The organism is Azospirillum thiophilum, from assembly GCF_001305595.1.
GTDB lineage: Bacteria > Pseudomonadota > Alphaproteobacteria > Azospirillales > Azospirillaceae > Azospirillum > Azospirillum thiophilum.
The window spans coordinates 805,341-817,863 of sequence record NZ_CP012402.1; the positions used below are offsets into that span (position 1 = coordinate 805,341).

A 12,523-nucleotide genomic window follows, 5' to 3' on the forward strand; every position below is an offset into this window, starting at 1 on the left:
GACGATCAGCCCTCCTGCAAACGGTCGTAGACGGAGTATTCCAGCGCCAGCCCGGCGACGATATCCAGATACAGCTTGATCAGGTTCGTGGTGTAGAAGGCTGGACAGCCGGTGTAATAGCGCTCGCCCGGCTTGGCGAAGGTGACGATGGGAGCGGCGTTCAGCCGGATCAGCCCGTTGCCGTCGAGTATGAAGGCGGTCTGGTCCTTGGGCAGTCGGTGGACCGCCAGCCCGTCGGCCGGCTCGATCCCGCTTTCCTCCATGTAGTGGACCAGCATGCCGAGGCTGGACATCGACAGCGGCACGATCTGCTTCAGGCTGCGGCGGACCAGATCGTCGTAGAACGCGGCGTCGCGGCCCGGCACCAGGATGGGGGCCGCTTCGACCAGAGCCCAGCAGATATGAATGGCGGTATGGCTGCCGGTCTTGGTGATCGACAGCATGTCGTAGCCGGCGCGCTGATAGAGCGGCGAATGTTCCAGCACCGTGCGCAGCACAAACGTCGCTGCAGCATCCAGCGAGATGGCACCCTCGCCCTGCGAACGGAAATGCTCCTCCTCATGCACGAGGTCGATGGCCCATCCGGTGATCAGCCCGTCCAGCAGATGGCAGGTGGCGTCGCGCAGGACCGAACAGAAGGCGTCCACAGGGGCCGCCGCCATGGCGGCGCGGTCGGCCGGGTCCAATCCATGGGGTGAGCGCGGCGGGATCGGCAGCAGCGGCCGGCCCTCGTCGTCGAAGGGCAATTTTTCGGCGATATGGTCGCGCAACCGGTTGAAGAGCAGGGCCAGCAGGCTGTTGACTGCCACCTTGTCGGCATCGTCCTGCGGGATGGGCGGCGCTGCGTCCGCCGCGCCCTCGGCCGCGCCCATATGGAAGGGGCACTGACCGGCACCCTGCCGGAATTCCTCCGCGAACAGGAAATTCGGGTCGGCCTGGATGCGTTGCAGGATATGGGCAATGGACACCCGCGCCAGACCTGCCTCGCCATGGGCGGTGTTGAAGGTCTGGGCGAAGTCGTTGGAGCGGTTGGACTGGGTGTAGGACATGCGGCGGATCCGGCGCGGAGATAGGGCAGACGGACTACCCTAAAGGCAAATGCCGGCTTAGCGCAACGGAGTGTCGCCGCATGGCCCGATAATGTCGCTATGCCTGCGTTATTCTGCCACGATGCGTCCCTCGACGGTGGGCCCGACCGTCTTCTTGGCTTCGACATAATTCATCACGATGGTCGCCAGCAATACAGCGCCCGAGGCGTCGACGACGACTTTGGCCCGCGGAAAAGCGGCATAGCCGTCGCCACCCTTCAGCATGTAATCATTGGTGGCGACGCGATAGGTCGCCTGCGGGTCGATGGGCTTGCGGCCCACCGTCACCGAACTCACCCGGCGTCCGGCCGGTGCCTTGGGGTCGTAAGCCATGGTGAGACCGGAAACCTGAGGGAAGCGGCCGGCCTTCTCCTCCACCTTGCTGACGCCGTGCTCCAGCGTGGACATCAGGTCCAGCCCCGACATCTCCACCAGCACGCCGACATTGCCGAAGGGAAGTTCGGCGAATATGTCGCGGCGGATCAGGGTGGAGCCGGCGGGATGCAGCGCGTCGGCACGGATGCCGCCGCCGTTGGTGATGGCGACATCGGCCTTCAGCGCATCACGCAGCGCGTCGGCGATCAGGTTGCCCATGCTGGCCTCACGGCTGCGCACCACGTCCTTGCGGCTGTCCAGTTCGGTGGTCGTCGTGCCGATCGCGGCGGCGAGGTCGTTGTCGAGTCGCTTCGTATAGCCGTCGACCACCGCCTCCACCTCCGCATCCGGGGCGACGCCAGCGGTGGTGACGAAGCGCCATTCGGTCGGTATCGTGGTGATCACCGGCCCTTTTCCGCCATCCCTGGTTTCGACCTGAAGCTTGACGACGCCGAGATACTGCGCATCGTGCCCGGCCTTCAGAATCAGGGTGGAGCCCTCGTAGAAGCTGATCGGATCGTGGTCGTGGCCGCCCAGGATCAGGTCGATGCCCTTCACCTTGGCGGCCAATTCGCGGTCCTCCTCGATGGTCAGGTGGGTCAGCGCCACGACGACCGCCGCTCCCTTGGCCCGCAGATCCTTCACCGCCGATGCGGCGGTCTCCAGGACGGGGAGGAAGCTCAAGCCCGGTCCGGCGCTGGACAGGCGTGCGGTATCCGGGGTTATCAGCCCAGTGAAGCCGACGGTGATGCCGTCGATGCTCCGAATCACACTCGGGACCGTGGTGCCGAAAGCGGAGCCGTCGGCCGCGTGCACATTGCTGCCGATCCATGGAAACTTCGATTCGGCCATGCGCTGTTTCAGCAGCTCGGGACCGAAGTCGAATTCATGGTTGCCGAAGGTCACGGCATCGACGCCGATGGCGTTGAACAGCGCGATCATCTGTTCGCCCCGCGTCGTCCCCGACAGCAGCGACGGTGACAGGAAATCGCCGCCCACCGTGGTGACGGCATCGGGCGCCACCGCCCGCTCCCGCCTCAGCAGGGTCATCAGGGGCCCGAAGCCGCCCTGTCCCTTCACCGGCACGATCTCGTATACGTCGTTGACATGAAGGAAGGTCAGCGACCCGCTCTGCGCCCAGGCGGGCAGGGACGCGCCAAGGAGGACCGCGGGGAGCAGGGCGATGAGTGAATGGGTGCGGGACAGCATGCGGATGTACCTCCGGCGCGGTCTGGGACGATGGGCTGCACTGTAGAACAGCTCGTCGGCACCGCGCATAGCGGCTTTGCGTGTCGCGGCCTGCGATCTGGTGCGGCTGCAGCTTGAACTCCGCCCGAGACGGTCTCACAACTTGGTGACAAATGTGCCAACGACGCGAGCCGAGCAAAACCATGCGCATCCTGGTCGTTCAGAACAGCCGTACCGCCCCGATCGGTCTGGTGGGCGAGGCGCTGACCGACAACGGCGCCACCCTCGTCACCATTGCCGCCAACGAGGGGGAGGCGATTCCCGACAGGGACGGCCCCGGAAATGACGGCTATGCCGGGCTGGTGGTGCTCGGCGGCCCCCAGGACGCTTGGGACGACGTCAAGGGGCCGCATTTCGGCCGGGTGATGGAGACTATCCGCGACTTCACCGACGCCGACCGTCCGGTGATGGGCATCTGCCTAGGCGCACAGCTCGCCGCCCGTGCCTATGGCGCCAAGGTCTACCGCCACGCCACGCCGGAACTGGGGATCCACCCTGTCAGCCTGACCGACAGCGCGCAGGACGACCCGCTTTTCGGCGGCTTCGGGCCGGCTCTCAATCTGGCGCAATGGCATTACGATACCTTCGAGTTCCCTGACGGCGCCGTGCCGCTGGCCTACAGCGAGGCGTGCGAGCGCCAGGCCTTCCGGCTGGGCCGGGCCACCTATGCCTTCCAGTTCCACCCGGAAGCGACGGGCGACATACTGCGCGGCTGGGCATCGCGAATCCGCGATGAGGCGCGGGAGAGCAATGGCGGAATGCTGAACGGGCTGGAGGAGTCCATCGCCACCCATCTGCCGGCGGCGGAAGAGTTCACCCGGGCCATGACCCGGCGCTGGCTGGATCTGGCTCGCTGACGGTTGCGGTGAAGCGCGCCAGCAGATCGGGCGTGTCGACGTCATAGAGGATGCCGGCATCGTCCACCGGCACTTCGCACAGCCGGTCGGCATGTTGGCCGATCAGCCGCTTGGCGCCGGTGTCCCCGGTAATGGCCGCCATTTCCGCAAAGTAGGCCCGGTCCCAAAGCACCGGATTGCCCTGTTTGCCATGGGTCGTCGGCACGCAGATTGCCCGGCCTTCCAGCGGGGCGTAGGCGGCGATCAGCCGGTCGATCACGGCGGATGCCACCCGCGGCATGTCGCCCAAACACACCACCACGGCGTCCGAAGCGCTCGGCACCGCCGCCAACCCCGCGCGCAACGAACTGCTCAGCCCATCGCCGAAGGCCGGATTGTGGACGAAGGTGACCGGGCGGTCAGCCAGCACCCGAGCGACGCTTTCGCCCTGGTGACCGGTCACGACGATGACGGTGGCGGCCTGGGATGCAAGGGCGGCATCGACCGCGCGGGCGACCAGCGGCGCACCGTTGACCTCCGCCAGCAGCTTGTTGGTGCTGCCCATGCGGCTGGACCGGCCCGCGGCGAGGACCAAGGCGGTGACGCGCGGTGCCCGCAGCTGTGGTTCGGCCTCCCCCCCGGCTCGGGGCGACGGGCGGGTCGGGATCTCGGCGAGCAGCCCTCCGACCCCCATTCGCATCACCTCCGCCCGCCCCGGCGGCTTGCCCGCGGCAATGCGCTGCAACACCCAGTCGAAGCCGTTCAGCTTGGGCGATCGTGCACAGCCGGGCAGTCCAAGCACCGGCTTTCCGCCCAGCTGGCCCAGCAGCAGCAGGTTGCCGGGGTCCACCGGCATGCCGAAATGCTCCACTGTCCCGCCGGCCCGCTCGATGGCGGCGGGCAGCACGTCGCGCCGGTCAGTGATGGCCGAAGCGCCCGCGATCAGCAGCAGGTCGGCCGGAGGCATGGCGGCGATCCGGTCGGTCAGCGCCCCCTCGTCATGGTCGCAACGTGCTTCGTGGACCAGCGTGCCGCCAAAGGCTTCCACCCGCTCCCGCGTTACGACGATGGTCTTGTCGAGCACGCTGTCCTTCACCCCCGGCAGCCGGGTCTGGATCAGCGCGACCGACAGCGGCCGGTAGGGCAGGACGGCAAGCGGCTGCCCGCCATCGGCGGCCAGACTCTCGGCCTGCTCGACCGCGGCCGCCGGGGCGGCGAAGGGGATGATCTTGACTGTCGCCAGCATCTGCCCGGGCTCGACGGGTGCGAAGTCGGGCAAGGTGGCGATGGTGACGCTCTCGTCGATGGCATTGATCGCATCGATTCGCGCCGGGTCCAGCCGCAACAGCCCACGCGCCCCGGCGAACAGGTTGACCCTGCCGGTGAAGGCGGCGGCGACCTGCACCGCTTCGCCTGCCACCGCCGTGGCGATCCGGGAGGCGGCGGTGTCCTCGCCGATGTCGGCGGCGTTCAGCTTGGCGGCAATTACCTCGGCGAGGCCGGCCTCCCGCAGAGCCGCCACATCGGACGCCGACAGCCGCCGGCCCTTCTTGAACGACACAGAGCCCAGACGCAGAGAATGCGCCAATATGGCGCCCTCGGCGTCTGGCAAGGAAAGCGGGCCGAAGAACATAGGGGCTCCGGTGGAGACAAGAGTTGCCCCCGGATATGGCACTCTGACCGGAGCCGGGCAATGGGCAGAAGGTTGAGAAGGACAGGGGACGGTTTCGAATGTCCCCTGCTGCCCCTCAGCAGGGATGGTTCTCCCCCCGCCGCACGCAGGTGATCTGCCCCATGATCGACAGGGCGATCTCAGCCGGGGTAACGGCACCGATGGATAGTCCGACGGGGCCGCGGATGCGCTTGACCTCGGGTTCGCTCAGACCTTCGTCGCGCAGACGATCGAGCCGCAGCGCGTGGGTGCGCTTGCTGCCCAGCGCGCCGACATAGAAGGCCGGCGAACGCAATGCTGAAATCAGCGCCGGATCGTCCAGTTTGGGGTCGTGGGTCAGGGTGACCACGGCGGTTCGGACGTCGGGCTTCAACTCGGCCAGAGCCTCGTCCGGCCACAAGCCGTTCAGCTTCACGCCGGGGAAGCGAGCCTCGGTCGCAAAGGCGCCGCGCGGGTCGACCACCGTCACGTCGTAGCCGGTCAGCGCCGCCAGCGGGGCCAGCGCCTGGGCGATGTGCACCGCGCCGACGATCAGCAGACGCATCGCCGGATTGTGGACATGCACGAACAGACGGAACCCATCCTCGTCCTGCGGATCGGTCAACAGGCCGGACCGATCCTGCCGGATGCGCCGCCGCACCTCGTCAAGCAGGTCGGGTTCGAGCCCGAAGCTGCCATGGACCGTATCTTCACAAACGATGGTCTGGAGACCGCTGTTCAAGTCGGTCACCAGGGCGGCCGGCAGGGCGGCGGCCTTCGCCGCCAGCAGGCGGTCAAGAATCTCGCGTTTCATTCCACGGCCTCGACATAGACCTGTACCTGCCCGCCGCAGGCCAGCCCGACTTCCCAGGCCATTTCGTTGGTGATGCCGAAGGACAGCAGGCGCGGTTCGCCATCCTCCATCGTCTTGCCCGCCTCATGCGCGACGGCGCTCTCGATGCAGCCACCGGACACCGAACCGGCCATGGAGCCGCGGTCGTCGACCGCCATCTGGCTGCCGACCGGCCGCGGTGACGACCCCCAGGTCGACACGACGGTCGCCAGGGCAACCCTGCGGCCGGCGGCGCGCCATGAGGCCGCCTGCTCCACGATGTTATCCGCCATCAGGGTGTCGCTCATTCCGCCGCCTCCTTCAGCCAACGGCGCAAGCCCGGGCTACGACGCGGACCGCCGGCCGACAGGGCTCCGGCCAGATCCGCGAGGCTGTTCAGGCTGTGGGCCGCAAGAAAATCGTCCACATGCGGCAGCAGCGCCCGGATGCCCGAGGATTTCGGCGCGAAGCCTTCCCAGCGCAGCAATGGATTCAGCCAGACGAGCCGCCTACAGCTTTTGTGCAGCCGTTCGGCCTCTGCCGCAAGCCCTTCCCCTGCATCCCTGTCAAGCCCGTCGGTAATGAGAAGGACCAAGGCTCCCTGGCCCAGCACCCGGCGCGCCCAGGTCCGGTTGAAGGCGTGCAGCGCCGTGCCGATCCGCGTGCCGCCGGACCAGTCGGCGACGGCTCCCGACACCGCATCCAGCGCCACGTCGACGTCCTTGTGCCGCAGATGGCGGGTGATGTTGGTCAGCCGGGTGCCGAAGACGAAGCTATGGACCCGGTCGCGGTCGTTGGTCACCGCATGCATGAAATGCAGCAGCATCCGCGAATAGCGGGTCATCGAGCCGGAGATGTCGCACAGCACCACCAGCGGCGGCGGCCGGGTCCGGCGGCGCTTGCGTGCAAGGTCGGACAACTCGCCGCCGCTGCGGAGCATCCGCCGCAGGGTGGCGCGCGGATCGACACGCGGCCCCATCGGGTCGGGCCGGTAGCGCCGCGTGGTGATCTCCGCCAGCGGCAGGGCGAGACGTGAGAGCAGGCGCTTGGCCTGCGCCATCTCCTCGCCCGTCATCTTCTCGAAATCCTTGTCCTGCAGGCGCTCCGCCGCAGACACGGTGAAGGAGGCATCGAGCTCGATCTCGGTCCTTTCCAGCTCCTTGCGTTCCGTGCCGCCGCCATGCAGAGCCTCGGCGAGGCGCTGGGCCATCTCCGGCCGGTCGGGCGGGGCATCGGTGCGCACCTTCGGCAGCATCAGGGACATCATCCGCTTCAGGATGTCCGGATTGCGCCAGAAGACATGAAAGGCTTGGTCGAACAGCTCGCTCTGGTCGCGGCGGTTCACGAAGACCGCGTGAAGCGCCCAATAGAAGTCGGTGCGGTTGGACAGCCCCACCGCCTCGACCGCCTCGATCGCCTGCAGGACCTTGCCCGGCCCGACCGGCAGGCCGGCGCCGCGCAGCGCACGGGCGAAATGCATCAGGTTGAGGGTGAGGCGCCCGTCCGGCGCGGCGTCTTCCATGGCGGCGTCACCGTGCGGTGGTGGCGGCCAACTCGGTCTTGACCTGGGTCAGGATACGCGCCGCCTCGCTGCCCTGGATACGGCCGATGTCGTCCTGGTATTTCAGCAGCGTGCCCAGGGTATCGTTGATGACGGAGGGTTCCAGTTCGAGCTGGTTCAGTTCCACCAGGGCCTGCGCCCAGTCCAGCGTCTCCGCCACGCCCGGCGCCTTGTAGAGGTCCATGCCACGCAGGGTCTGTACGAACCCCACCACCTGGGCCGCCAGCCGCGCATCGGCCTGCGGCGCTTTCACCGACACGATCTCCCGTTCCCGCGCGGCCCCGGGGTAATCGACCCAGTGGTAGAAGCAGCGACGTTTCAGCGCGTCATGGATTTCGCGCGTGCGGTTGGAGGTGAGGATGACGATGGGTGGCTCCGGCGCATGGACGGTGCCGAATTCCGGGATCGAGACCTGATAGTCGGACAGGATCTCAAGCAGATAGGCCTCGAACGGCTCATCGGTGCGGTCCAACTCGTCGATCAGCAGCACCGGCGGGCCGGCAAGGCCCGGCTCCAACGCCTGCAGCAGCGGGCGCTTGACCAGAAAACGTTCGGAGAACAGGTCGGCGGCCAGCGACTCCCGGTCCTGGCCGCCCGACGCCTCGGCCAACCGGATTTCCATCATCTGGCGGGCATAGTTCCACTCATAGACGGCGGACGACGCGTCCAACCCCTCATAGCATTGCAGCCTCAGCAGCTTGCGGCCGAGCATCGACGACAGAACCTTGGCGATCTCCGTCTTGCCGACTCCCGCCTCTCCCTCCAGAAACAGCGGGCGCTTCAGCTTCAGCGCCAGGAACAGCGCGGTTGCCAGCGAGCGGTCGGCGACATAGTTGCCGCGGGTGAGAAGCGCCAGCGTTTCATCGACGGAGGCGGGAAGGGGTGTGGTCATCGAGCGCTCTGGAAGTGGACGACGAATGCCCTCTTCCGCCCCGTCTGAACGGGAGCGGAAGAGGGAACCTGATCATGCCGCCTGCACAGCCCGCTTGGCCATCACAGTGACGAGATGGGCGCGGTAGTCGGCGCTGGCGTGGATGTCGGCGTTCATGCCGTCGGCCTCCACCGACAGGCCATTCAACGCCTCGGCCCGGAAGTCGGCGGCCAGCGCCGCCTCGAAGGCCTCTGCCCGGAAGACGGAACCGGCGGCCCCGGTCACCGCCACCCGGACCTCTGTCCCGAACCGGGCGACGAAGACACCGACGATGGCATAGCGGCTGGCCGGGTTGCGGAACTTGGCATAGGCTGCCTTGTCGGGATGGGAAAAGCGCACGGACTTTACGATCTCGCCCGGCTCCAGCGCGGTTTCAAACATGCCGGTGAAGAAATCGTCGCCGGAAATGCTGCGGCGGTCGGTGGTCACCACCGATTTGAGCGCCACAACCGCCGACGGATAGTCGGCCGACGGGTCGGCATTGGCGATGGAGCCGCCGAGCGTGCCCATGTTGCGGACCTGCCGGTCGCCGATGCCCTCGGCAAGGCTGGCCAGCGCCGGGATCGCCCGCTTGACGAGGTCGGAATGGGCGACCTCGGCATGGCGGGTGAAGGCGCCGATCTCGAGCCCGTCGTCGACCTCACGGATGCCTTTCAGCTCCGCAATGGCGCCGAGGTCGATCAGGTCGGTCGGTCGGGCGAGGCGCTGTTTCAGCGTCGGCAGCAGCGTCTGGCCGCCGCCGAGCAGCTTGGCATCCTCCGCCTGGATCGCGGCCGCCGCGTCGGTCAGCGATGTCGGCCGTTGGTACGTGAACGCGTACATTCTCTAGCCTCCTTCTTCTTCGGCCGTCTATTCCGCCGCCATGGCGGGGGCGGGTGTGGCATCCCGGATCACCCGCCAGACCTTTTCCGGCGTCGCCGGCATGTCCATGTGGGCGATGCCATAATCCGTCAGCGCGTCCACCACCGCGTTCATCACCGCCGCGGCTGCGCCGATGGTCCCGGCCTCGCCGCAGCCCTTCACGCCCAACGGGTTGTGGGTGCAGGGCTGATCCTCGTGATAGCGCACGATGAAGGATGGGACATCGTCCGCCCGCGGCATGCAATAGTCCATGTAGGAGCCGGTGACGAGCTGGCCCGACTCCTCGTCATAGACGCAGTTCTCGTACAGCGCCTGTCCGATGCCCTGGACGAGGCCGCCATGCACCTGCCCCTCGACGATCAGCGGGTTGATGACGTTGCCGAAATCGTCCACCGCCGCGAAGCTGACGATGGTAGTGACACCGGTGTCGGGATCGATCTCCAGCTCACAGACATGGCAGCCGTTGGGATAGGTGAAGTTCTTGGGATCGTAGAAGGCCTGCTCGTCCAGGCCCGGCTCCAGCTCGTCCAGCGGGAAATTGTGCGGGACATAGGCTTGCAGCGCGATATCGCCGATGCCCAGGCTCTTGTCGGTGCCGGCGACCGTGAAACGGCCTTCCTTCACCTCGATGTCGGTCTCCGCCGCCTCCAGCATATGGGCGGCGATCTTCCGCGCCTTGCGCTCCACCTTGTCCATTGCCTTCACCAGGGCCGAGCCGCCGACCGCCAGCGAGCGCGAGCCGTAAGTGCCCATTCCGAAAGGGATCTTGTTGGTGTCACCGTGGACGATCTCGACATTCTCGATCGGAATGCCGAACCGTTCGGCCACGATCTGGGCGAAGGTGGTCTCATGGCCCTGGCCGTGGCTGTGGGAGCCTGTGAAGACCGTCACCGAACCCGTTGGATGGAAACGGACTTCTGCACATTCATAAAGTCCTGCGCGAGCTCCCAGCGCACCCGCTACATTGCTCGGTGCGATGCCGCAGGCCTCGATGTAGGTGGCGAAGCCGATGCCGCGCAGCTTGCCGCGCGCCTTGGATTCGGCGCGGCGCTGCTCGAAGCCGGGGTAATCGACCAACGGCAGGGCAATGTCGAGATTCTTGGCGAAGTCGCCAGTGTCATATTGCAGGGCGACGGGGGTCTGGTAGGGCATCGCCTCCTTCGGCACGAAGTTGCGGCGGCGGATCTCGGTCCGGTCCATGCCCATCACGCCGGCCGCCACATCCACCAGCCGTTCGATCAGGTAGCAGGCCTCCGGCCGGCCGGCGCCGCGATAGGCGTCGACCGGGGCGGTGTTGGTGAAGACCGCCTTCACCTCGGCATAGATCGCCGGGGTCTTGTACTGGCCGGCCAGCAGGGTGGCGTACAGGTAGGTCGGGATTGACGGCGCGAAGGTCGACAGGTAGGCGCCGAGATTGGCCAGGGTGGCGACGCGCAGCGCCAGGAAATTGCCGTCCGCATCCATCGCCAGTTCGGCATGGCTGACATGATCGCGACCATGGGCGTCTGTCAGGAAGCTTTCCGAGCGGTCGGCTGTCCATTTCACCGGACGGCCTACCTTGCGCGCAGCCCAGGTGACGACGGCCTCCTCGCCGTAATGGAAGATCTTCGACCCGAATCCGCCGCCGACGTCGGGGGCCACCACGCGCAGCTTGTGTTCGGGAATGCCCAGCACGAAGGCGCCCATCAGCAGGCGGGTGACGTGTGGGTTCTGGCTCGTGGTGGTCAGGGTGTATTCGCCGTTCGACTGGTCATATTCGCCCAGTGCCGCCCGCGGCTCCATCGCGTTCGGAACCAGCCGCTGGTTGATCAGGTCGATCCTGGCGACATGGGCCGCCTGCGCGAAGGCCGCGTCCACCGCCGCCTTGTCGCCCAGATGCCAGTCGTAGCAGACGTTGCCCGGCGCATCGTCATGCACCAGCGGGGCGCTGCCGTCGATGGCCCGGGTGGAGGAGCCGGCGGCCGGCAGTTCCTCGTATTCGACCACCACCATCTCGGCGGCGTCGCGCGCCTGCTCGCGGGTTTCTGCGATGACGACCGCCACCGCGTCGCCGACATAGCGCACCCGGTCGCGCGCCAGAGGGTAATGCGGCGGCTCCCTCATCGGCGAGCCGTCCTTGGAATGGATCTGCCAGCCGCAGGGCAGGCTGCCGACCTTGTCGGCCTCCATGTCGGCCCCGGTCAGCACGGCGACCACACCCGGCATCGCCAACGCGTCGGTCACGTCGATGCCAAGGATGCGGGCGTGGGCATAGGAGGAGCGCACATGGACCGCATGGGTCATGTTCAGGCGCTTGAAATCGTCGGTGTAGTTGCCTCGGCCGGTCAGAAAGCGCTGGTCTTCGCGCCGGCGCACCGGGGCGCCGATGCCATTGGGGTTCGCCATCTCGTGTTTCCTCCCACAGGAACGCGTAAGATGCGGAATTGCCTACTTTTTCCTGGCGCAAGAGCGCCTTTATTCGGACGCTGCCGCCGTCGGCTGCGTTCCAGCCATCGCCTCGGCCCCGGCCTTCACCGCCTTGACGATGTTGTGGTAGCCGGTGCAACGGCAGATGTTGCCCTCCAGCCCTTCGCGGATCTCGGCCTCGGTCGGATTGGGGGTCTCGCGGACCAGATCGACTGCGCTCATCACCATGCCCGGCGTGCAGAAGCCGCATTGCAGCCCGTGATGCTCGCGGAAGGCAGCCTGCATCGGATGCAGCGTGCCGTCAGCCACCGCCAGCCCCTCGATGGTGGTGATGGTCGCGCCGTCGGCCTGGACGGCCAGCGTGGTGCAGGATTTCACCGAACGCCCGTCGACATGGACGACGCAGGCGCCGCACTGGCTGGTATCGCAGCCGACATGAGTGCCCGTCAGGCCCAGATGCTCGCGCAGGAAGGCGACGAGCAAGGTGCGCTCCTCCACCTCGCGCGAGACCGTCTTGCCGTTGACGGTCATCGAAACGGTACAGGACATCGAATTACCTCCCGCTGGCTGAAGTCTGGCTTGCAGTCGATCGGCTTGCCGTTCCGGCTTTCCTCATTCGCCTGACGCGCCGAAGGTCGGGGGCGGGGTGGTGTCCGCTTCGGTCGGCGGTCTTGCGCCACAAGGATAGGGGGTGTCCGCCCACCAAGGTCAAGAAGGTCCTGCGCCCCTCGGCC

The 12,523-nt window shown here is 67.0% G+C and carries 11 protein-coding genes; 1 reads left to right on the plus strand and 10 read right to left on the minus strand.

What is annotated here, in order from left to right; translation table 11 throughout:
- Positions 1 to 5: 5 nt before the first annotated feature.
- Together AL072_RS17165 and AL072_RS17170 are read right to left on the minus strand one after the other, a co-directional pair.
- Positions 6 to 1,049 carry a hypothetical protein gene (locus AL072_RS17165; protein WP_045583042.1) on the minus strand — a complete coding sequence of 348 codons (1,044 nt, stop codon included), beginning with the start codon at positions 1,047 to 1,049 and terminating at the stop codon, positions 6 to 8.
- Between the two features lie 108 nt (positions 1,050 to 1,157).
- The gene (locus AL072_RS17170) at positions 1,158 to 2,672 is read right to left on the minus strand and encodes a bifunctional metallophosphatase/5'-nucleotidase (protein ID WP_052710106.1); all 1,515 of its coding nucleotides are present in this window, start codon (positions 2,670 to 2,672) and stop codon (positions 1,158 to 1,160) included.
- A gap of 182 nt (positions 2,673 to 2,854) precedes the next feature.
- Here AL072_RS17170 and AL072_RS17175 point away from each other — a divergent pair, with 182 nt between their 5' ends.
- On the plus strand, positions 2,855 to 3,568 hold the full coding sequence (locus AL072_RS17175; protein ID WP_045583041.1) for a type 1 glutamine amidotransferase: 714 nt from the start codon (positions 2,855 to 2,857) through the stop codon (positions 3,566 to 3,568).
- Here AL072_RS17175 and AL072_RS17180 read toward each other — a convergent pair.
- From AL072_RS17180 to AL072_RS17215, 8 genes are all read right to left on the minus strand, one after another.
- Positions 3,525 to 5,135: an NTP transferase domain-containing protein gene (locus tag AL072_RS17180; protein ID WP_425388592.1), complete on the minus strand. Its 1,611-nt coding sequence runs from the start codon at positions 5,133 to 5,135 to the stop codon at positions 3,525 to 3,527. The two genes, AL072_RS17175 and AL072_RS17180, sit on opposite strands and share 44 nt — an antisense overlap.
- 160 nt (positions 5,136 to 5,295) lie before the next feature.
- Positions 5,296 to 6,012: an XdhC family protein gene (locus AL072_RS17185; RefSeq protein ID WP_045583039.1), complete on the minus strand. Its 717-nt coding sequence runs from the start codon at positions 6,010 to 6,012 to the stop codon at positions 5,296 to 5,298.
- Positions 6,009 to 6,338: an XdhC family protein gene (locus AL072_RS17190; protein WP_162492059.1), complete on the minus strand. Its 330-nt coding sequence runs from the start codon at positions 6,336 to 6,338 to the stop codon at positions 6,009 to 6,011. The genes AL072_RS17185 and AL072_RS17190 overlap by 4 nt, the downstream gene beginning before the upstream one ends.
- Positions 6,335 to 7,552 carry a vWA domain-containing protein gene (locus AL072_RS17195; protein WP_045583038.1) on the minus strand — a complete coding sequence of 406 codons (1,218 nt, stop codon included), beginning with the start codon at positions 7,550 to 7,552 and terminating at the stop codon, positions 6,335 to 6,337. The genes AL072_RS17190 and AL072_RS17195 overlap by 4 nt, the downstream gene beginning before the upstream one ends.
- A 7-nt stretch (positions 7,553 to 7,559) precedes the next feature.
- A complete protein-coding gene (locus tag AL072_RS17200; RefSeq protein WP_045583037.1) occupies positions 7,560 to 8,483 on the minus strand; it encodes an AAA family ATPase in 924 nt (307 codons plus the stop codon).
- Between the two features lie 72 nt (positions 8,484 to 8,555).
- Positions 8,556 to 9,344 (minus strand): FAD binding domain-containing protein, encoded by a 789-nt coding sequence (locus AL072_RS17205; RefSeq protein WP_045583036.1) that lies wholly within the window; start codon positions 9,342 to 9,344, stop codon positions 8,556 to 8,558.
- Between the two features lie 27 nt (positions 9,345 to 9,371).
- Complete coding sequence (locus AL072_RS17210; RefSeq protein ID WP_045583035.1) at positions 9,372 to 11,768, minus strand: xanthine dehydrogenase family protein molybdopterin-binding subunit; 2,397 nt, start codon at positions 11,766 to 11,768, stop codon at positions 9,372 to 9,374.
- Positions 11,769 to 11,837: 69 nt separating this feature from the next.
- Positions 11,838 to 12,338, minus strand: coding sequence for a (2Fe-2S)-binding protein (locus AL072_RS17215; RefSeq protein WP_045583034.1), 501 nt, complete (start codon positions 12,336 to 12,338; stop codon positions 11,838 to 11,840).
- Between the last annotated feature and the right edge of the window lie 185 nt (positions 12,339 to 12,523).